At 62.5% G+C, this 20,751-nt stretch carries 17 protein-coding genes; 10 read left to right on the plus strand and 7 right to left on the minus strand.

Going from position 1 to position 20,751, the window contains the following annotated elements; translation table 11 throughout:
* Positions 1-12 precede the first annotated feature (12 nt).
* Positions 13-783 (plus strand): MipA/OmpV family protein, encoded by a 771-nt coding sequence (locus OSC50_RS18735; protein WP_253510718.1) that lies wholly within the window; start codon positions 13-15, stop codon positions 781-783.
* A 63-nt stretch (positions 784-846) separates the two neighbouring features.
* On the opposite strand, the gene OSC50_RS18740 is transcribed toward OSC50_RS18735, so the two are convergent.
* The 5 genes from OSC50_RS18740 to OSC50_RS18760 form a co-directional block, all read right to left on the minus strand.
* Complete coding sequence (locus tag OSC50_RS18740; RefSeq protein ID WP_266248129.1) at positions 847-1,251, minus strand: DMT family transporter; 405 nt, start codon at positions 1,249-1,251, stop codon at positions 847-849.
* Complete coding sequence (locus OSC50_RS18745) at positions 1,248-1,628, minus strand: DMT family transporter (RefSeq protein WP_181080512.1); 381 nt, start codon at positions 1,626-1,628, stop codon at positions 1,248-1,250. The genes OSC50_RS18740 and OSC50_RS18745 overlap by 4 nt, the downstream gene beginning before the upstream one ends.
* On the minus strand, positions 1,625-2,545 hold the full coding sequence (locus OSC50_RS18750; protein ID WP_266248126.1) for an arginase family protein: 921 nt from the start codon (positions 2,543-2,545) through the stop codon (positions 1,625-1,627). The genes OSC50_RS18745 and OSC50_RS18750 overlap by 4 nt, the downstream gene beginning before the upstream one ends.
* 183 nt (positions 2,546-2,728) lie before the next feature.
* Complete coding sequence (locus OSC50_RS18755) at positions 2,729-3,382, minus strand: DsbA family oxidoreductase (protein ID WP_266248124.1); 654 nt, start codon at positions 3,380-3,382, stop codon at positions 2,729-2,731.
* A gap of 54 nt (positions 3,383-3,436) precedes the next feature.
* Positions 3,437-4,456 carry an alpha/beta fold hydrolase gene (locus OSC50_RS18760; RefSeq protein WP_181080509.1) on the minus strand — a complete coding sequence of 340 codons (1,020 nt, stop codon included), beginning with the start codon at positions 4,454-4,456 and terminating at the stop codon, positions 3,437-3,439.
* A 182-nt stretch (positions 4,457-4,638) separates the two neighbouring features.
* On the opposite strand from OSC50_RS18760, the gene metR reads away from it, so the two are divergent.
* Complete coding sequence (metR, locus tag OSC50_RS18765; protein WP_056858838.1) at positions 4,639-5,556, plus strand: transcriptional regulator MetR; 918 nt, start codon at positions 4,639-4,641, stop codon at positions 5,554-5,556.
* 8 nt (positions 5,557-5,564) lie between these two features.
* Here metR and OSC50_RS18770 read toward each other — a convergent pair whose 3' ends face one another.
* Entirely contained in the window at positions 5,565-5,981 is a 417-nt protein-coding gene (locus OSC50_RS18770) for an NUDIX hydrolase (RefSeq protein WP_253510712.1), read from the minus strand.
* 48 nt (positions 5,982-6,029) lie between these two features.
* Positions 6,030-7,331 carry a response regulator c-di-GMP phosphodiesterase, NosR family gene (gene nosR, locus OSC50_RS18775; protein WP_181080507.1) on the minus strand — a complete coding sequence of 434 codons (1,302 nt, stop codon included), beginning with the start codon at positions 7,329-7,331 and terminating at the stop codon, positions 6,030-6,032.
* Between the two features lie 180 nt (positions 7,332-7,511).
* Here nosR and OSC50_RS18780 point away from each other — a divergent pair, with 180 nt between their 5' ends.
* From OSC50_RS18780 to OSC50_RS18815, 8 genes are all read left to right on the plus strand, one after another.
* Complete coding sequence (locus OSC50_RS18780) at positions 7,512-9,410, plus strand: putative bifunctional diguanylate cyclase/phosphodiesterase (RefSeq protein ID WP_266248118.1); 1,899 nt, start codon at positions 7,512-7,514, stop codon at positions 9,408-9,410.
* A 57-nt stretch (positions 9,411-9,467) separates the two neighbouring features.
* Positions 9,468-10,403 carry a cytochrome-c peroxidase gene (locus tag OSC50_RS18785; RefSeq protein WP_414704493.1) on the plus strand — a complete coding sequence of 312 codons (936 nt, stop codon included), beginning with the start codon at positions 9,468-9,470 and terminating at the stop codon, positions 10,401-10,403.
* Positions 10,400-12,217 (plus strand): DAHL domain-containing protein, encoded by a 1,818-nt coding sequence (locus tag OSC50_RS18790; RefSeq protein ID WP_181080504.1) that lies wholly within the window; start codon positions 10,400-10,402, stop codon positions 12,215-12,217. The genes OSC50_RS18785 and OSC50_RS18790 overlap by 4 nt, the downstream gene beginning before the upstream one ends.
* Complete coding sequence (locus OSC50_RS18795; RefSeq protein WP_266248114.1) at positions 12,214-13,614, plus strand: ATP-binding protein; 1,401 nt, start codon at positions 12,214-12,216, stop codon at positions 13,612-13,614. The genes OSC50_RS18790 and OSC50_RS18795 overlap by 4 nt, the downstream gene beginning before the upstream one ends.
* Before the next feature lie 243 nt (positions 13,615-13,857).
* Positions 13,858-15,453: an OpgD/OpgG family glucan biosynthesis protein gene (locus OSC50_RS18800; protein WP_266248112.1), complete on the plus strand. Its 1,596-nt coding sequence runs from the start codon at positions 13,858-13,860 to the stop codon at positions 15,451-15,453.
* Complete coding sequence (gene bglX / locus OSC50_RS18805; RefSeq protein WP_266248110.1) at positions 15,450-17,702, plus strand: beta-glucosidase BglX; 2,253 nt, start codon at positions 15,450-15,452, stop codon at positions 17,700-17,702. The genes OSC50_RS18800 and bglX overlap by 4 nt, the downstream gene beginning before the upstream one ends.
* Positions 17,703-17,785: 83 nt before the next feature.
* The gene (locus OSC50_RS18810; RefSeq protein WP_253510686.1) at positions 17,786-19,405 is read left to right on the plus strand and encodes an FMN-binding glutamate synthase family protein; all 1,620 of its coding nucleotides are present in this window, start codon (positions 17,786-17,788) and stop codon (positions 19,403-19,405) included.
* Positions 19,406-19,575: 170 nt separating this feature from the next.
* On the plus strand, positions 19,576-20,709 hold the full coding sequence (locus OSC50_RS18815) for an OpgC domain-containing protein (protein ID WP_266248108.1): 1,134 nt from the start codon (positions 19,576-19,578) through the stop codon (positions 20,707-20,709).
* Positions 20,710-20,751 lie beyond the last annotated feature (42 nt).

The following is a 20,751-nucleotide window of genomic DNA, read 5'->3' on the forward strand; positions in this document are numbered from 1 at the left end:
GGAACAGTGACCATGTTGAGGATCACCTGCGCGGCACTCGCCGGTTTGCTTGGCCTGTGGGGCGTTTCCAATACCGCGTTGGCCGACGGCATCAGGGGTGAAGTCGGCGCCGGCCTGAGTTATCAGCCCCACGACCCGACCGGCAGCCGCTACGAAACGCGGCCCGTGCCCTATGTGGATCTGGACTGGGGCAATGTCAGCCTGAGCACCGACGACGGCCTGACCTGGAGCGCGGTGGACACCCACGGTTTCAGCGCCGGGCCGTATATCAATTACCTGCAGGGGCGTACGTCCAACGGCTCGCTGCAGGGGTTGCGCAACGTGTCGGACATGGCCGAGGTCGGGGGCTTCGTGCAATACGCACCGGCTGACTTCTGGCGGGTTTACGCGCAGTTGGGCCAGGCCGTCGGCGGCGGCCACTCCCAGAGCGGCACATTGGGCAAGCTGGGTGGCGAACTGGGCTACCCGCTGGGCGGCGGGATCATCGGCAGCAGCGGCCTGGTGGCGCATTTTGCCGACGCGCGCCAAGCCAATACGTTTTTCGGCGTGGACGACCACGAGGCCGCCGCCACCGGTTTTCGCCCGTATAACGCCAGCGGCGGTTTCCAGAATGTAACGCTGACCCAGAGCTTTGAATTTCCCCTGGCGCCTCACTGGTCGCTGTTGACCAGCGCCAGCTGGGTGCACCTGGTGGGTTCGGCGGCGAACAGCAGCATCGTCAAGCAGACTGGCGATGTGAACCAGGGTCAGGTGCAAACGGCGATCAGCTACAAGTTCGATTGATCCACTGTGGGAGGGGCTTGCCCCTCCCACCCATGAACATCGGGGGGCCAAGCCCCTCGACCATCAGTTCTCTTCGCCTTCGGCCAGCAGGGCGATGCCACCGATGATCACTGCAACCCCCACCCAGTGCAGCGGGCTGATATGTTCCCCCAGCCCCAGCCACGACCCCAGCAGCACCACCACGAACACCAGTGAACTCAGGGGAAAGGCCAGTGACAAACTGCTGCGCCGCAGGATCAGCATCCACACGAAAAACGCGCCGATGTAGCAGGCAATCGCCGCCAGGATGCCGGGGTTATGCGCGACTTCCACCAGCCACTGCCAATTGAAATCCATCTGTCCCAACTGATCGCCGGCGATCTTGGTGAACAGCTGGCCGGCACTCTCGGTGCAGATCAATAAGGCCCACAACACCACCGTGCCCAGGCGTTCGTGCAGCCAACCGGCACTGACGTTTTGCGTACTCATGCCTGCCCTCCTCCAATCGCCACCAACATCACCCCTAATGTGATCACCAACGTGCCCAGCCAGCGCCGGCGGCTGACGGTTTCCCCCAGCACCAGCTTGCCCGCCAGTACCACGCCGCAGTACGCCAGCGCCGCCGCCGGAAACAGCAGGCTCAGCGGCGCGCGGGACAAGGCTTCGAGCCAGACGAAAAACTCGATCACATAGGCGCCGATTCCCGCCCACAACAGCGGCGCATTGAACACCTGGCCCCAGAACGCATTCAGGCGAAAATCGCCCTCCAGTTCGGGCAAACGGTCCAGGCCCATCTTGAAACACAGCTGGCCGATCACATCGAGCACGATGGAAAACGCCACCAGCACCACCACGGTCAGGCTCACGGGAACAATTCCTCGAACAGGTCGATCAGGGCCGCATTGGTGGCGGCATTGCGCTGCAGATCCTCAGGGCTCCAGCGCTCGGCGGGAGGCTGGTCGGACTTGGCCTCCCAACGCTTGAATGCGTTGCTGAACGTCGGCGTGGCGAACTCGCCGCAGACGTCGATGCCGATGATGCGTTTGTGTGCGGCCAAGGCGCGCAGGGCCTGCAGCAAGTGGGTCAGGCGCATGCCGCCCTGGTCCCAGTTGGTGGCTGCGTCTTCGCTGGCCAGCACGTCTTTATCCACTGTGATCCAGACCGCGTCGGTGGGCAGGCTGCTGATCATCTGTTCGAGAAATGCAGTCCAATCCAGCTCGGCCAGGTTGCGCCAATACAAGTGATCTTCGCGCTGCTGATGCCCGGTGCCATCGCCGATCCGCCCCCATACTTTCGACGGCGCATGCTGCCAGGGAAACAGCTGCAACTGCCCGCGCTTGAGCGCAGCGAGGTTGCCGCCGCGCAGTTGCGGGTTATGCAGGTCATCGCTGCACGGGCCGAGGGTGACAATGCGTTTGATCGCCGGCATCTTCAACGCGCGGTTGACCCATGACCCGCAGTGGCGCTTGGGCGCCAGGCGCACCCAGTCGGGGTGATTGTCAAAGTGGATCAGGCTGACCGGCTCTTTCAAGTCAGCCAGGAACGCCGGCGTGAGGTGGTGGTAATCGCCGGAGCCGACAAACAGGATCTCCGGCCGCGCGTCCGTGGGCCGCGGCCGCCGGGCCAGGCGTTCGACGAAGCGTTTCCAGGTCTTTTCGGTAGACCAGAGGCGCAGCTTCGGGCCCAGGTCCAGCAGATCGATACGCGTCGCCTGCCCGCTGGCCAACCGCCGGGCAATCGGCGCCTGCGCGGTGAGGCTGTGGTCTAGATCGAGAATATTCACGGCAGTGTTCCCCTAAGGCTTTAGGGGGTCAATGCAAGGCGCGGGCCAGCACCTACCCCAAGCACACTGCCAAACCCTGGGGGAGAGGGCTTGCCCTCGCTAGGTGGTTGGGGCGCTACAGGCGCTGACTGACACTCAGCCATCGAATCGTCGCAGCGCCCCTCCCACCTTTGGTATGGGGTTCTAGTTTTTGGCCTCGTTGATGATCTGGCGAATCGCCCCCACAAAGGCTTCGGCCGGCTGGCCACCGCTCACGGCGTACTGGTCGTTGAACACGATGGTCGGCACCGAACTCACGCCACGGGAAATCCACAGCTGCTCCTGCTCGCGCACGTCGGCGGCGTATTCGTCGCTGGCGAGAATCGCGGCCGCGCGCTGGATATCCAGGCCGACGCTTTCGGCGATGATCGCCAGGGTGGCGTGGTCGGAGGGGTTCTGCTGGTCGGTGAAGTAAGCCTTGAACAACGCTTCCTTGAGGTTGTACTGCAAGCCTTCAAGGCCGGCCCAATGCAGCAGGCGATGCGCATCGAAGGTGTTGTAGATGCGGCTCCGGCCATCGGTGCGAAAGGCAAAGCCCAACGCCGCGCCCAAATCGCGGATGCGCGCGCGGTTGGCCTGGGACTCTTCGGCGCTGGAGCCGTATTTCTCGGTGATGTGTTCGACGATGTTCTGCCCTTCGGCCGGCATGTTCGGGTTGAGTTCGAACGGCTGGAAGTGGATCTCGGCCTGTACCTCGGCGCCCAGTTGGTCCAGGGCGTCGGTCAGGCCGCGCAGGCCGATGATGCACCAGGGGCAGGACACATCGCTGACGAAATCGATTTTCAGGGGGGTACTCATGTTAGGCAACCTCGCAGGCCATATGCGCCACAAAGGTTGCACCATACACCAATGTCACAGCACCTTCGAAGGTGCCACCGGCTCGATGCGTGCCCAGTGCGCGGCATCCTCGCGATGGGCTTGCAGGTACGGCAGCACCGCCATCAGCAGCGGCGCCTTGAACGCTTCCTGGAACCGGTGGGCCATGCCCGGAATCAGCTTTAACTGGCTGCCCTGGATATGCGCCGCCAGATGCACGCCGTGCATCACCGGCAGCAACGGGTCGGCGGTGCCGTGGACCACCAGCGTCGGCACGCGCAGCTGGTTGAGCAACGGCACGCGGCTGGGTTCGGCGAGAATCGCCATGATCTGGCGCTTCACGCCTTCGGGGTTGAACGCACGATCGTAGGACAGCGCCGCCTGGTGCAGCAGGGCCTGGCGGTCGTCCTTGATGTTCGGGCTGCCCAGCGCCGCGAGCAGGTCGGCCTGCTGCTCCAGGGCCACTTCGCGGTTGGGCGCACTGCGCCGCGACAACAACTGCACCAACGCCGCGTTCGGCGCCGGCAGCCCTTCGGCGCCGGAGCTGGTCATGACCAGGGTCAGGCTCTCGACCCGCTGCGGCGCCATGGCAGCCAGGTGCTGGGCGATCATGCCGCCCATGCTTGCGCCCAACACATGAAATTGCTGGATCTGCAAAGCATCCATCAGGCCCAGGGCGTCATCGGCCATATCGGTCAGGGTGTAGGGCGCCGCCACCGGCAGGCCGAGCTTGTAGCGCAATACTTCAAAGGTCAGATTGGCGCTGGCCGGGGTCTGGCGCCAGGTGGACAGCCCGACGTCGCGGTTGTCGTAGCGGATCACCCGAAAGCCCTGCTGACACAGGGCGACCACCACTTCATCCGGCCAGTGGATCAACTGCCCGCCCAGGCCCATCACCAGCAGCAAGGCCGGGTCGGACGCGCGACCGATGCTCTGGTAGGCGAGGCTCACCTGATCCAGGTCGACCGTTTGGGTCGGGACATTGATATCGCAACGAGAGGCCGCAAAAGACGGCAGGCCGAACAGGAAGGCGGCCAGTAACAGCAACACACGCATGAAAAACACCAAAACGCAGAACCCCAGTAGAGCGCGAGTCTGATGAAGTTTGTTCAAGCGCGCTGCCACAGTTCGATGACAGTTTGATGAAGAGTGCCCGATGGTCACGGTCGACAGGTTCTGCAACATGAGCCAAACTCACGCCATTGTACGCCGTCACAAATTATCTTCATGGAGAGCCCGTGCTCGAGATCCGTCACCTCAAGACCCTGCACGCCTTGCGCGAAGCCGACAGCCTGGTGGAAGCCGCCGAGCGCCTGCACCTGACGCAATCGGCGCTGTCCCATCAGTTCAAGGAGCTGGAGGAACGCCTGGGCATGCCGCTGTTCGTGCGCAAGACCAAGCCGCTGCGCTTCACCAGCGCCGGCCTGCGCCTGTTGCAATTGGCCGATGCCACCCTGCCCTTGCTGCGCGGCGCCGAGCGCGATATCGCGCGCCTGGCCGGCGGCACCGCCGGGCGGTTGCACATGGCGATCGAATGCCACAGTTGCTTCCAGTGGCTGATGCCGACCATCGACCAGTTCCGCGACGCCTGGCCGGAAGTCGAGCTGGACCTGGCCTCGGGCTTTGCCTTCGCACCGCTGCCGGCCCTGGCCCGTGGCGACCTGGACCTGGTGGTGACTTCCGACCCGCTGGAGCTGCCGGGCATCACCTATGTGCCGTTGTTCACCTACGAGGCGATGCTGGCCGTGGCCAACCAGCATGCGCTGGCGAACAAGTCCTACATCGTGCCGCAAGACCTGCTCAGCGAAACCCTGATCACCTACCCGGTGGAACGCGACCGCCTGGATATTTTCACGCGCTTCCTGGAGCCGGCCGATGTGGAACCGGCCCAGGTCCGCACCTCGGAGCTGACGGTGATGATGATGCAGCTGGTGGCCAGCGGCCGTGGCGTATGCGGCATGCCCCATTGGGCGCTGCACGAATACAGCTCGCGCGGCTACGTGAAGGCCAAGCGCCTGGGTGAGAAGGGTTTGTTCGCCACGCTGTACGCCGGCATCCGCGCCGACATGCTGGATGCGCCGTATATGCGCGACTTCCTGCTGACGGCCAAGGACACGTCGTTTTCTACGTTGGACGGGGTGAGTGCGGTGCGCTGAGGGGCGAGTCAGCCGACACAGGCCGTCAGGGACGAGCGATAGAACGGCAGGATCAGGTCACGCGTCAGCGGCGCCAGGACCAGGCCGCCGTCGCCGGCCGGGTCGATCCAGCGCACTTCTTCGATTTCGGCGGCGGGCGTCACCGCCACATCGATGTTGACCTGGAACAGCTCGGCTTGCACGGTAAAACCCGGCTCGTTGGCCGCCGGCGCCGAGAAATGGCCCAGGTAGACGGCGGCGTCGGGGTTGATGCGCAGGTTCAATTCCTCGAACAGTTCACGGGCCAGGGCCTCGGCAGGTTGCTCGCCGGCGTCGATCTTGCCGCCGGGTTGCATGAAGGCCTGGGTGCCGCGCTTGCGCACCAGCAGGGTCTGGCCGTCGCCGCCGATCAGGAGCGCGGCAGCGATGCGGATAGTGGTGGACATACGATAAAAAGCCTTGAATTCAAATCAGTAAAAATCACCGCACAAGGCTTACGCCTCGTCCGGTTCCTTGATAAAGACGCTGTACTTGGCACCCTCCATCGCCTCGAACGCAATCAGCTTGTCCACCAGCGGCAGGTTCAGCACCTTGCCGGCGTTGAGCAGCAACATGCCGTTGTCGGCGTTGAGGTTGCGCGCCAGGATCATACCGTCCTGCAGTTCGCGGGTGGTCAGCACCTTGACGGTCGGGTCGCCCAGGGTCACGTCACTCAGGAAGGTGGCGCAGGCCTGCACAAAGCCCTCGACCAGTTCAGGATCATACAGGCGCCCGGCGTATTTGCGGATGAACAACAGCGCTTCATCACTGTTCATCTGCCGCTCCAGGATCAGGCCCTTTTGCAGCTCGATAAAATCCACCGCCAGTTTCAGCAGACGCGAACCGAAGGGGATCGCATCGCCCTTGAGATGGTCGGGAAAGCCGCTGCCATCCCAGCGCTCCTGGTGATGACGAATGATCCGCGCGGCATCTTTCATCGGCTCCAGGGTCATCAGCAGCGATTCGCTTTGGGTCGGATAGCTGCGATAGCGCTCGCGGTCGGTGCTGTGCAGCTTGTCCGAAGGTTCTATCAGCATGCTGTCGCTCCAACTCAGCTTGCCGATGTTGTACAGCGCAGCGGCCATCGCCAGGTCGCGCGAGCTGGCTTCATCGATAAATTGGGCGGCGCAGTACACCCGCACCAGTTCAATCAGCGCGCGGTTGGTTTGCTTATTCTTGGGCAAGCGCAGGTTGGCCAGCAGCGAGAACACTTCCGTACCGGTCACGTAACTGCGCTTGAGTTCGTCGTAGGCCAGGTCGAGCATGTCGGCGGTCTGCTGCAGCTCGCTGGTGCGCGCCGCCACGCGTTTTTCCAGGTTGGCGTTGAGTTGCTTGAGCTGATCGTTCTGCACCTGGGTCAGGCGCTCCAGGCGCTGGTGCTCCAGGGTCTGGCGCAAGACCAGCTGCAATTCTTCGTCGTTCCAGGGCTTGCTGATGTAGCGGTGGATCTGCCCTTCGTTGATCGCCTTGACGATCGTCGGCAGGTCGGCGTAACCGGTGAGCAGGATGCGGCTGGTGCCCGGGTACAGGCGATGCACTTCGGCCAGCAGCTGCGCGCCGTCCATGCCCGGCATACGGGCGTCGCTCATTACCAGGTCGATGGGTTGGGCGGCCATGATTTCCAGGGCCTGAGCACCGCTGCCGGCCAGCACCACATCGAACGGTTGACCGCGCAACAGCCGGCGCAGGCTGTTGAGGATCGACTCTTCATCGTCGACCAGCAAAATCGTGGGTTTCGTCGCCAGTTGTTCATCCATGCGTGCTGCGCCTTCAAATTAAACCGAATTGAGCTACATTGAACCGTCGTGCCGAGCCATGATCCCTCGCCGAGGCGCGGGCTTGATTTGACGCCAACTGGCCATCAATTTCAAGGGAGCTCGACTATGCTGTCACAGTAGTCGGCCCCGTTCAGAAGTGAAACCAGGGAAGGAACCGTTATGTCATCGAGCCCTTTGGAAGTACCGGATGCAGGCTCGGCGCGCGCCAACCGCCGCATCCTGATCGTCGATGACGCCGCTTCCATCCATGAGGACTTTCGCAAGATCCTGTGTGCCGACGCAGAAAGCGAACAATCCCTGGACAGCCTCGAAGAGGCCCTGTTCGGCACCACCGCCGCTGTGCGCCAGGCCTTCGTACTGGATTCCGCCTACCAGGGCCAGGAAGCGCTGGCACTGGTGAACCAGGCCCTGGCCGCCAATGCGCCCTACGCTCTGGCATTTATCGACATGCGCATGCCGCCCGGCTGGGACGGCCTGCAAACCATCGAACAGCTGTGGAACGTCGACCCCAACCTGCAGATCGCCCTGTGCACGGCGTATTCGGACTACTCCTTCGAGGCCATCGAGGCACGGCTGAAATACAACGACCAATTGCTGATCCTGAAAAAACCCTTCGACCACCTGGAGATCCGCCAGATGGCCAGTGCCCTGACATGGAAGTGGCAACTGGCCCAGGACGTGGCCCTCAAGGTGATCAGCCTGGAACGCACCATCGAAGAACGGGTGCAGGAACTGCTGAAAGTCTCGCACCTGCTGCAATACGACGCGCTCACCGAGCTGCCCAACAGCACCCTGCTGGGCGACCGCCTGACCCAGGCCATTGCCCTTGGCCGGCGGCACGACACACAGCTGGCGGTGATGTTTATCGGACTCGACCGGTTTAAACGTATCAACAACGCCCTGGGCTACCCGGTGGGCGACGAGGTGCTCCAACAGGTCAGCCACAGCCTGGTCGCAGCGGTGCGCGCGTCGGACTCAGTATTCCGCTACGGCTCCGATGAGTTTGTGATCCTGCTCCACGACGTGCAGCACCCGCAGCAGACCCAGCACATCGCGCACAAGGTGCTCAAGGCCATCAGTGTAACGCGCCACGTGGCCGGGCATGACCTGAGCGTCACCGCCAGCCTGGGCATCAGCCTCTACCCGAACGACAGCTGCAACGCAGTGGAATTGATCAAGCACGCCGAAACCGCCATGCACACCAGCAAGGAACGCGGCGCGAACGATTTCAGTTTTTACACCGAAGACATGAACCTGCGCGCCCAGCGTCAGCAAAACCTGGAGAGCGCGATTCGCCAGGCCCTGGACCGCGATGAATTTGTGCTGCACTACCAACCCAAGCTGGACCTCAAGTCCGGGCGCATCGTCGGTGCAGAGGCGCTGATACGCTGGTTTCAGCCGCGTTCGGGCTGGGTCAGCCCGGTCGATTTCATCCCGGTGGCCGAGGACAGCGGTTTGATCGTGCCGTTGACCCAATGGGTGCTGCGCCAGGCCTGCGAACAGGCACAAGCGTGGCGCGGCATGGGCCTGCCGCCGTTGTGCGTGTCGGTGAATGTCTCGGCCATCGACTTCCGCCAGCGTGATTTCGTCGACAACCTGGCCGCGATCCTCAAGCAAACCGGCCTGCCGCCGGCACGACTGGAGCTGGAGATCACCGAAAGCGTACTAATGCAGAACGTCGATGACACCGTGGACCTCCTGCACAAGATCAAGGCCCTGGGCGTGCGCCTGGCGCTGGACGATTTCGGCACCGGTTACTCCAGCCTCAGCTACCTGCGCCGCTTTCCCATCGACGTGTTGAAAATCGACCAGTCGTTCGTGCGCGGGCTGAACGTAAATAGCCAGGACGCGCAGCTGATCAGCGCTATCATCGGCATGGGCAAGAGCCTGGAGCTGAACATCATCGCCGAAGGGGTGGAAACCCTCGAACAGCTCGCGTTCCTGAAAAGCCAGGCGTGCGAAGAGGGCCAGGGCTTTCTGTTCAGCAAGGCCGTACCGCCGAAGGATTTCGCCCAGTTGCTGCAAGTGGGCAGTCCCACACTGATGCCCAACCCATAGGCCGTGCCTGCAAGGAGTGCTCGCTTGAGCGAAGTCTCACGTTACCGTTTCGGCGTCATGCTGGTGTTGTGCTCGGGCTTGACTCAGTCGCTGGCGGCCGCGCCGCTGGACGAGGCGCTCAAACCGCTGCCGCCGGTGCCCGCGCTGGACCCGGCCAAGGTCGAACTGGGCCGCCGGCTGTTCAATGAACCGCGCCTGTCGGTCAATAACACCCTGTCCTGCGCCAGTTGCCATCAGCTTGAAACCGGAGGCGCCGATAACAAGCCGTTTTCCCTGGGGTTCGACGGCAAGCCGGTGCAGGTCAATACCCCGTCCGTGTTCAATGCCAGCCTGAACTTCAAGCAGTTCTGGAACGGCCGGGTGGACACCCTGCAAGCGCAGATCGAACAGGTGGTCATCAGCCCCATGGAAATGGGCAGCGACTGGAACACCGTGGTGCAGAACCTCACTGCCCTGCCGCTCTACCAACGCGCCTTCAGCCAGGCCTACCCCGACGGTGTCACCGCCGCCAATGTGCAAAACGCCCTGGCCACCTATGAGCGCACGCTGCTCACGCCCAATTCACGCTTTGACCAATACCTGCTGGGCAACACCGAGATCCTGACCCTCCAGGAAAAGTACGGCTACCAGCGCTTCAAGGATTACGGCTGCATCGCGTGCCACCAAGGCATCAATATCGGCGGCAACATGTTCCAGAAGTTCGGCGTGATGGGAGACTACTTCAAGGCCCGCGGCAACCCGGTCGAGGCCGACCTGGGCCGCTACCTGATGACCCAGGACGAAGATGACCGCCATGTGTTCAAGGTGCCCAGCCTGCGCAACGTGGCGGTGACCGCGCCGTATTTTCACGATGCCTCGGCCAAGACTCTGGAAGAAGCCGTCGACGTGATGTTCAAGTACCAGTTGGGGCGTAATCCGAACCAGGAAGACAAAGACTTGATCGTGCAGTTTCTCAAGACATTGACCGGTGAATGGGCGGACAAGCCACTATGACGACTCAGTCGCGCCGTCGCTTCACCCAATTCGTGCTTGGTCTGGTGACCGTGCTGCTGGCCTCGACCCTGGTGTTTCTGTACCTGAAGGCCGCCCGCGACCAGACCGCCAGCTACACCCAGTCGCGGGACCTGATCCGCCAGCTGCAACAACTCAATGCGCAGTGGGACAGCGAAGTGCTCAAGGCCAGGATCGCGATCACCCACAATTATGATCCTCTGGTCACACCGCTCACGGAAATGACCCGGATCTGGGCCGAACTGAACCGCCGCGACACCTACCACAACCCAAGCGACCTGAGCGGTTGGCAAGCCACGCAAGCCGCCTACCAGATCGCAGTCCAGGAAAAAGCCCGGCTGGTGGACCAGTTCAAATCCCACAACGCCGTGCTGCGCAACTCCCTGGCATTCCTGCCGACCGCCGAAGACGACATCCAGGCCCAGTTCAATCGCCTGGACGACGAAGGCCGGTTGCAATTGCAAGGCGTGGCCACCGACACCTACGACCTGCTGCTCAGCAGCCTGGAATTCGCTCAGGTCACCAGTGACGATCGGGCCGCCGATATCCTGGTGGGCCTGGGCAAACTGGCCACCAACAAGGAACAACTGCCGAGCGAGTTCCAGGGCCCGGTGGATCTGCTGAGCAATCACATTGCGCTGATCCTGCGCGAACAGCCGGTGGTCAACAACCTGCTTGAGCGAATCGCCGAAGTGCCCGTGGCCGAACGTCTTGACGACCTGACCACCCACCTCGACCAGGATCAGCAGGCGGCTGACCGCATCGACCACCAATACCACCGCTACCTGCTGATCTTCTCGACCCTGCTGGTGGCGATGCTGCTTTACCTGGCGGTGCGCCTGTTGCGCAGCTTCGCCGAGATCAACCGGGTCAACCGCGAATTGCAGGCCGCCAACGAAACCCTGGAACAGCGCGTGGAGCGACGCACCCAGCAGCTCAAGGATGCGCAGAGTGAATTGCTCGACAGCGCACGCCAGGCCGGCATGGCCGAAATCGCGACCAACGTGCTGCACAACGTGGGCAACGTGCTCAACAGCGTGAACATCTCCGCCGATCTGGTCACGCGCAAACTGCGCAGCAGCAAAGCGCTGGGGCTGGGCAAGGCGATGCAGTTGATCAATGAGCATAAAGCGGACCTGGGCACGTTCCTCACCGACGATGAGAAAGGCAAGCTGCTGCCCGGCTACCTCAACCAACTGGTGGACGCCATCGCCTCGGAACAGCAGGCCATGACCGATGAACTGGCGCAATTGAGCAAAAGCGTGGACCACATCAAGGACATCGTCTCTACCCAGCAATCCTATGCCGGCGCCTCCACACTGCTGGAGCCGGTGCATATCAGCGCCTTGATGGAAGATGCGCTGCGCATGAACGCCGGTGCGCTGAGCCGCCATCACGTCACGGTGGTGAAGGAATACGCGCAAATACCGGAAATCCTCGCCGACAAACACCGCCTGCTGCTGATCATGGTCAACCTGATCAGCAACGCCAAGTACGCCATGTCCAAACTCAGCGACCGGCCACGCCAGATAACCCTGAAAGTCCAGGCGCGGGAAGACAACATCTTGCAGATCAGCGTGAAGGACGACGGCGAAGGCATCCCCGCCGAGAACATGACGCGGATCTTCACCCACGGTTTTACCACCCGCAAGGAAGGCCACGGCTTCGGCCTGCACAGCTGTGCGCTGGCCGCCGTTGAAATGAATGGCCAGCTCAGCGCCCACAGCGACGGGCCTGGCCTGGGTGCGGTGTTTACCTTGACGATCCCTATGACCCCTGCCGGAAGCCCCGCATGAACCAGCCTCCCAATCGGCGCATCCTGTTGATCGATGACACGCCGTCGATTCACGACGATTTCCGCAAGATCCTCATGCCAACCGTCGAGAACAACCAGGTTCTCGACGACCTGGAGTCGGCGCTGTTCGGCGACACCAGCAAAACCGAGGTCCAGGCCTTCGAATTGCATTCGGCGTACGGCGGCGAAGAAGGCCTGCAACTGCTCACCGTCGCCATGGCGGAAAAACGCCCCTACGCCCTGGCGTTCGTCGACATGCGCATGCCCCAGGGCTGGGATGGTGCCAGGACCATCGAAGAGTTATGGCAAGTCGACCCCGGCCTGCAAGTGGTGGTGTGCACGGCGTATTCGGATTATTCCTGGGATGACCTGCTGTACCGCCTGAAGGGCCATGATCGCTTGCTGATCCTGAAAAAACCCTTCGACAACATCGAAGTGCAGCAAATGGCCAATACCCTGTCCAGCAAGTGGGACATGGCCCGGCGCGCCTCCTTGAAAACCAGCCACCTGGAACAACTGGTGGCGCAGCGCACCGTGGCGCTGACCCAGGCCAGCGAGGCGTTGCAACTGGAAATCGACGAGCGCAAGCAGTTGGAGAGCCAACTGGTGCAGTCGGAAAAACTCGCGTCCCTGGGGCAACTGGCGGCCGGCGTCGCCCATGAAATCAACAACCCGGTGGGGTTCATCTCCTCCAACCTGAGCACCCTCGACAGTTACTTCAACCAGCTGCAACAGATGCTCGATGCCTACCGGCAGGTCGAAGACAGCCTCACGTCGGCCGAGCAGCGCGACCCGCTCAAAGCCCTGCGCGACGAGCTGGAGCTGGATTTTCTCAAGGAAGACATTCCCATCCTGATCAGAGAGTCCAAGGAAGGCATCGGGCGAGTGGTGCAGATCGTCAAGGACCTGAAAAACTTCTCGCGGGTGGACAATGACCAGACCTGGCAGTGGGCCAACCTGCAACAGGGCATCGACTCCACGCTGAACATCGTCGCCAGCGAACTCAAGTACAAGGCCGACGTGATCAAGCAGTACGGCGCGCTGCCGGAAATCGAATGCCTGGCTTCGCAGCTTAACCAGGTGGTGATGAACCTGGTTATCAACGCCGCCCAGGCCATGGGCCCGGAGCGCGGCACCATCACCATCAGCAACGGCGTGGAGGGCGATAACGTGTGGCTGGAAGTCGCCGACAACGGCTGCGGCATTGCGCCCGAAACCGTGCAGAAAATCTTCGATCCGTTCTTTACCACCAAACCGGTGGGGGAAGGCACGGGGCTGGGGCTGTCGCTGTCCTACGGCATTATCAAGAAGCATCACGGTGATATTTCCGTGAGCAGCGAACCGGGCAAAGGTACGACCTTTCGCGTGGTGTTGCCGATTCGGCAGACGGCGGCGTAGGGCTGCACACCGCCCGGGCATGCAAACCGGCATCAGCCGCGCCGCAAAACCGGGCACTGCCGATTATCGGAAATACCTGCCGACCTGTTATTTCTGACAGTAGACGCTACCGTTCCTTCCGCTCAAAACTCCAGGCAAGCCACAGGGTTGCCTGACCGCGTAGTACCGATCGTGGTGCCTGGTTACTTTCTTCGAGCAAAGGCCACCATGTCTACGCGCCGCGAGTTTCTGACGTACGCTTCAATGATCGCCCTCCTCACGCCCCTGAGCCGAGGAGCCCTGGCTGCCGACGATGCCGAGCAAGCCAGCGCCTTTTCTTTCGAACACCTGATCGAACAGGCGCAGGCCGATGCCTTGAAACCCTATGTTTACCCCAATCATGCCTCCGCCGCGCTGCTGGCCAAGCTGGACTACAGCGCCCACGGCCAGATCCACTTCAAACCTGAGCAGGCATTGTTCGCCAAAGGGCCGGGGCCGTTTCCGGTAACGTTTTTCCATCTGGGCTCATTCTTTCGCACCCCCGTCAGAATGTATGTCCTGGACAACACCGTGGCACGCGAGATTGTGTACGACCCGGCGCACTTTGACATGCCGGCCGACAGCCCGGCCCACGATCTGCCGCGTAACAGTGGGTTCGCCGGTTTTCGTATCCAGGAGAGCCGCCTGGGCAACCAGGCCAATCTGGCATGGGAAAGGAACGATTGGGTGGCGTTTCTCGGTGCATCGTACTTTCGCGCCATCGGCGAATTGTACCAATACGGTCTGTCGGCACGTGCCATAGCCCTGGATGTGGCCCAGGCCGGTAAAGCGGAAGAATTCCCGGACTTCACCCACATCTGGTTCGAGCCACCCAAGAACGAACACGCCCAATCGATGACCCTTTATGCACGGCTCGACGGACCCAGCCTATGTGGCGCATACCGTTTCGTGATCAGCCGTACCCACGGCGTGATCATGGACGTGGACTGTACGGTTTTCCTGCGTCACAACGTCAGACGATTGGGCATCGCCCCGGTGACGTCGATGTTCTGGTTTGGCGAAGCTGCCAAGCGCACGGCCGCCGACTGGCGACCCGAAGTGCACGACAGTGACGGCCTGGCGCTGTGGACCGGTAACGGCGAACGCATCTGGCGCCCTTTGAACAACCCGCCGCGCACGATTGTATCGGCATTCAGCGATCGTCAGCCGAAGGGCTTTGGCCTGTCGCAGCGCGATCGCAACTTCGACCACTACCTCGATGGCGTGAATTACCAGCGGCGCCCCAGCCTGTGGGTCGAGCCGTTGGGGGATTGGGGCGAAGGCAGCGTGCAACTGATGGAAAACGGCACCGACGACGAGATCCACGACAACATCGTAGCCATGTGGGTGCCCTCGGCGCCTGCGGAAGCGGGCAATCGGTATGACCTGCGTTATCGCCTGCACTGGCTGGCCGATGAGCCCTACCCATCGTCCCTGGCGCGTTGCCTGGCCACGCGCCTGGGCAAGGGTGGTCAACCCGGCCGGACGCGGCCGGCGGGCACACGAAAATTCGTGGTGGAATTTCAGGGCGCGCCCCTGGAAAAGCTCGCGCCCAGCGTCAAACCCGAGGCCGTGATCAGCTGTTCCAGAGGCGAACTCAGCCTGGTCTTTACCGAAGCAGTGCCGAACGGTGTGGCCGGCCATTGGCGCGCTCAGTTCGATCTGACCGTCGACGGTAACGACCCCGTGGAAATGCGACTGTTTCTGCGCCTGGATGGCCAGCCTTTGTCTGAAACCTGGCTGTATCAGTACCACCCCTTCCGCTCGGAATCGACGGCCATCGGTACCCCTTGGCCGGTCGACAACGGCCCACCGACATGAAGTTTTACCGTCAACTGGCACTGATCTACCTGACATTGAGCATGACCGGCGGTGCCGTGCAGGCCATCGAGCAGGACACGGTGGAAGACCTGCTGCGGCAGATGACGCTGCAAGAGAAGATCGACCAGCTCAGCCAGCTCGGCATTCAGACCACGCCGACCGGTCCGGTCATTGACTACGGTGAACTGTCCCCGGCGCCCATCAACACCGTCGGTTCGGTGCTTGGCGCCTATGGCGTCGAGCAGACCCGGCGGTTGCAGGAACAGGCGGTCAACCAATCGCGCCTGCATATTCCGCTGCTGTTTGCCTTTGACGTAATCCACGGTTATCGCACGATATTTCCGGTGCCGCTGGCCGAAGCCGCGGCCTGGGACGCGGACCTGGCCTACCGCACCGCCCGCGCGGCCGCCGTCGAAGCCACGGCCAGCGGCGTGCATTGGACGTATGCGCCGATGGTCGACATTGCCCGTGACCCACGCTGGGGTCGGGTAGTGGAAGGCGCCGGCGAAGACCCGTTCCTCGGTGCCGCGCTGGCGGCGGCCAAGGTCCGTGGGTTTCATGGCGCAGGGCCGCCGGACCGCTCTTTTATGCTGGCGACCGCGAAACACTTCGTGGCCTACGGCGCGGCAGAAGGCGGACGCGATTACAACGTGGCCGACGTTTCAGAGCGCACCTTGCGCGAGGTCTACTTCCCCCCGTTCCAGGCAGCCGTGGCGGCGGGTGTCGACGCGATCATGCCATCGTTCAACGAACTGGCCGGCGTTCCGCTGCACAGCAATACGGCGCTGTTGAGCGATGTGCTTCGCAATCAGTGGCGGTTTACCGGGCTGACTATCAGTGACGCCAATGCCGTCTGGGAACTGAGCCAGCATGGGATTGCCGATGTGCCCGGCGACGCGGCCCGTCTGGCGTTCAACGCTGGGATAGATATCGAAATGGTCAGCCACGCCTACCGAGGATTTTTACCCTCACTGGTGCGCAATGGCCTGGTGCCCGTGGCTGCCGTGGATGACGCGGTGCGCCGCGTCCTCAAGGCCAAGCAGCGTCTGGGCCTGTTTGCCGACCCCTACCGCTACAGCGATGAGGCACGGCAGCGGGCCAGCGTCCTCACGCCGCAGCACCGTGCCCTGGCCCGAGAAGCGGCGCAGCAATCCATCGTGCTGTTGAAAAACACCGACGCGCTCCTGCCGTTGCCCAAGCACCTGCGCAACCTGCTGGTGGTCGGCAGCCTCGCCACGGATGCCCAGGCCACGATCGGCCCATGGTCCGCACAAGGGCGTGCCGACGATTCGATCACCATCCTGCAGGGGATACGCAACGCCGTTGCACCGAACACCGAGGTCGTTTACCTGCCCGACGCCTCCCCGCTCAGTCAAAAGGTTCAAAACCTTCCGGCCATCCGACAGGCTGCGCAGAAAGCCCAGGTCGTGATCGCCGTGCTGGGGGAGAGCGCTGACCAGAGCGGGGAAGCGCACAGCCGCGCCGACCTTGGCTTGCCGGGCAATCAGGACGTTGTATTGCGCGCGCTTCTGGACGCCGGTCAGCCGGTGATCATTGTTCTGATGAATGGCCGCCCGCTGGTGCTCTCTGAGAACGTTCAACGGGCGCCCGCTTTACTTGAGACCTGGTTTCTGGGCACGGAAATGGGCAGTGCCGTGGCCGACATCCTGTTCGGCGATGTCAGCCCCAGCGGTAAATTGCCGATTACCTTTGCCCGTAGCGTCGGGCAAATCCCTCTTTATTACGCACACAAAAATACCGGCCGCCCCCCTCGCGAAGGGGAGAGTTGGGTCAGTGCCTACATTGACACGCCGTGGTCACCGCTGTATCCCTTCGGCTTCGGCCTGAGCTACACCACGTTCAGCTACTCCACGCCTCGGCTCAGCGCTGACCGGATTGCCTCCACCGACACCCTGACGGTGCAAGTCAGCGTCACCAATACCGGCCAGCGCGCGGGCGATGAAATCGTGCAGCTATACCTGCGCGATGACGTCGCCAGCGTGACCCGCCCGGTCCGCCAGTTGCGCGGCTTTCGCAAGGTCCACCTGGAGGCCGGTGAAACGCGGAGCGTGAGTTTTACCCTGGACGCGCAGGACTTTGCCTTGCTGGACGAACACTGGCTGCCGGTGGTAGAAGCCGGTCGCTTCACGGTGTTCGTCGGGGCCGATTCGACGACCGCCAACCAGGCGTGGTTCGACGTCACCGACAGCCGCGCGCTGTCTGAAACGGGGCTGTCCAGGCCGCCCTGAGTGCAGCCTGCGGTTGTCCGGGCCTTCCTTTGCGGCGCAGAATGCCGCACCGACCTGTAAGAGTCCGACCCCAAGGAAACCGTATGAGCCTGTCCTTGCTAAGCCGTTACGCCTTCTTTGCCGTGTGTGTCCTGTTCACCCTCGCCAGCCTGCCGTTTATCCACCATGACTGGCTGTGGCCGATCACCGGGGTTACCGGCCTGCTCAGCCTGATCGGCCTGTTCGACCTGCTGCAAAGCCCCCACGCGGTACGCCGCAACTACCCGATCCTGGGCAATATTCGTTACCTGGTGGAAGCCATCCGCCCGGAAATCCGCCAGTACCTGCTCGAATCCGACAGCGACGCCCTGCCCTTCTCCAGGGCCCAGCGCTCGCTGGTGTACTCGCGCGCCAAGAATGAAACCGCCGACAAACCCTTCGGCACCTTGATCGACGTGTACCAGTCGGGCTTCGAATTTATCGGTCACTCCATGCGCCCCGCGCCGCTGAGCGACCCCAGCGCATTTCGCGTGATGGTCGGCGGCCCGCAGTGCACGCAGCCGTATTCGGCGTCGGTGTTCAATATATCGGCGATGAGTTTTGGCTCATTGAGCGCCAACGCGATCCGCGCGCTGAACCAAGGCGCCAAGCTGGGTAACTTTGCCCACGACACAGGTGAAGGCAGCATCAGCCCCTACCACCGCGAACATGGCGGCGACTTGACCTGGGAGCTCGGCAGCGGCTACTTCGGCTGCCGTACCAGCGACGGCCGTTTCGACCCGGAACGCTTCGCCGCGCAGGCGCAAAACCCGCAGGTGCGCATGATCGAAATCAAGATGAGCCAGGGCGCCAAACCCGGCCATGGCGGAATTCTACCCAAGCACAAAGTGACGAAAGAGATCGCCGAAACCCGCGGCATCCTGATGGGGGAAGACTGCGTCTCACCGTCGCGCCACAGTGCGTTTTCCACGCCGATCGAGCTGATGCAGTTCATCGCCCAACTGCGTGAACTGTCCGGCGGCAAACCGGTGGGCTTCAAGTTCTGCCTGGGCCACCCATGGGAATTCATGGGCATCGCCAAGGCCATGCTCGAAACCGGCATCCTGCCCGACTTTATCGTGGTCGACGGCAAGGAAGGCGGCACCGGTGCGGCACCCGTGGAGTTCACCGACCATATCGGCGTGCCGCTGCGCGAAGGTTTGCTGTTCGTGCACAACACCCTGGTGGGTCTGAACCTGCGCGACAAGATCAAACTCGGCGCCAGCGGCAAGATCGTCAGCGCGTTCGATATCGCCAGTGTGCTGGCCATCGGCGCCGATTGGGCCAACTCGGCGCGGGGCTTTATGTTCGCCATCGGCTGCATCCAGTCACAGAGCTGCCACACCAACAAATGCCCCACCGGCGTCGCCACCCAGGACCCGCTGCGCCAGCGCGCCCTGGTGGTACCGGACAAGGCCCAGCGCGTGTTCAACTTCCACCGCAACACCCTCAAGGCCCTGGCCGAAATGCTCGCGGCGGCGGGGCTGGATCACCCATCACAACTGTCGGCCAAGCACTTGGTGCGGCGCATGTCGGCGACGGAGATCAAGTTGTTCTCGCAGTTGCATGTGTTCCTCAAGCCAGGGGAGTTGCTGAGCGGGGAAGTGAACGGCGAGTTTTATTCGCGCATGTGGCAGATGGCGCGGGCCGATAGCTTTGAACCCCTTGAAGTTGCTGCTGCCTGATCTACGCCCTCAGCCCGCCCAACTTGGGCGGGCTGTCGAGACATTCAGTAATACCCAGCCTTTGCAATTGCTTACAAATACCGCCAACCTGCGCCCGCCCGACACGCGGCGTACGACATCGCCGCCACTTACCCGCCACGACTAAACCTACTGTTCAAGAGCCCGCTGCCATGCTGAACGGACGCGACCCGCGCATCGATTTTTTTCGGGGCCTGGCGTTGATCTTCATTTTCTGGGATCACGTGCCCCACAACCCCCTCGGCCAGATCACCCTGCGCAACATCGGTTTCAGCGATGCCGCCGAGGTCTTTGTGTTCCTTGCCGGTTATGCCTCGGTGCTGGCCTACAGCAAGGTGCTGCAACGCGAGGGCTACTGGATGGCCTGCCTTAAAATACTGCGCAGGGCCTGGGTGTTGTACGTGGTGCATATCTTCCTGCTGGCGATGCTGATGGGCATCGTGTTCTTCGCCAACAGCAAGGTAGAGACCCGCGACCTGGTGCAGGAGATGGGCCTCACGCACTTCATCACCCACCCGCAGCAGGCGTTGACCGATGAGCTGCTGTTGCGTTTCAAGCCCAACCTGATGGACCCGCTGCCGCTGTATATCGTGCTGTTGCTCGGCCTGCCGCTGGTGCTGCCGATACTGGTGCGAGCGCCGCTGGCGGTGGTGGCGGTGTCGCTGACGGTGTACCTGTTGGCGCCGAAACTGGGCTGGAACCTGGCGGCAATCGCCGACGGTGTGTGGTACTTCAACCCGGTGACCTGGCAATTGTTGTTCGTGCTCGGTGGCGCCGCGTCGATTCACTACCGCGCACCGCGCGCGTCTGACACCCGGCCATTGATGCGCCAGCCATTGTTTGTGGCAGCGGCGGTGTATGCGCTGGCGGCCGGTGTGATCACCCTGTCGTGGCGCTGGCCACACGTTCACGACGCGCTGATGCCGGCGCTGCTCGGCGAATGGTTGTACCCGATCAGTAAGACCGATCTGTCGCCGGTGCGCCTGCTGCACTTTCTGGCCCTGGCCTATGTCACCGCCAAGCTGCTGCCCACCCACGGCTGGACGCAGAACTGGCCGGCGCGGCAGTGCTGTCGCATGGGGCGTTATTCGCTGGAAGTGTTTTGCCTTGGGGTGTTGCTCGCCCCATTGGCGGACATGCTCAACGCCCAGGTCGAGGATGCCTGGCCGATGCAGGTATTCAGTGCGTTGCTGGGTTTACTGTTGATGGCGGTGCTGGCGGCCTGGCTGGAATTGAATCAGCGTTTGAGCGCGCCACGGCCGGCCCCGCCGGGCACCGACCGGTAACGCCGACCTGCGACCGCCTTGCGCGGTCGCAGGGTTCACCGG

This window comes from Pseudomonas quebecensis (genome assembly GCF_026410085.1).
GTDB lineage: Bacteria > Pseudomonadota > Gammaproteobacteria > Pseudomonadales > Pseudomonadaceae > Aquipseudomonas > Aquipseudomonas quebecensis.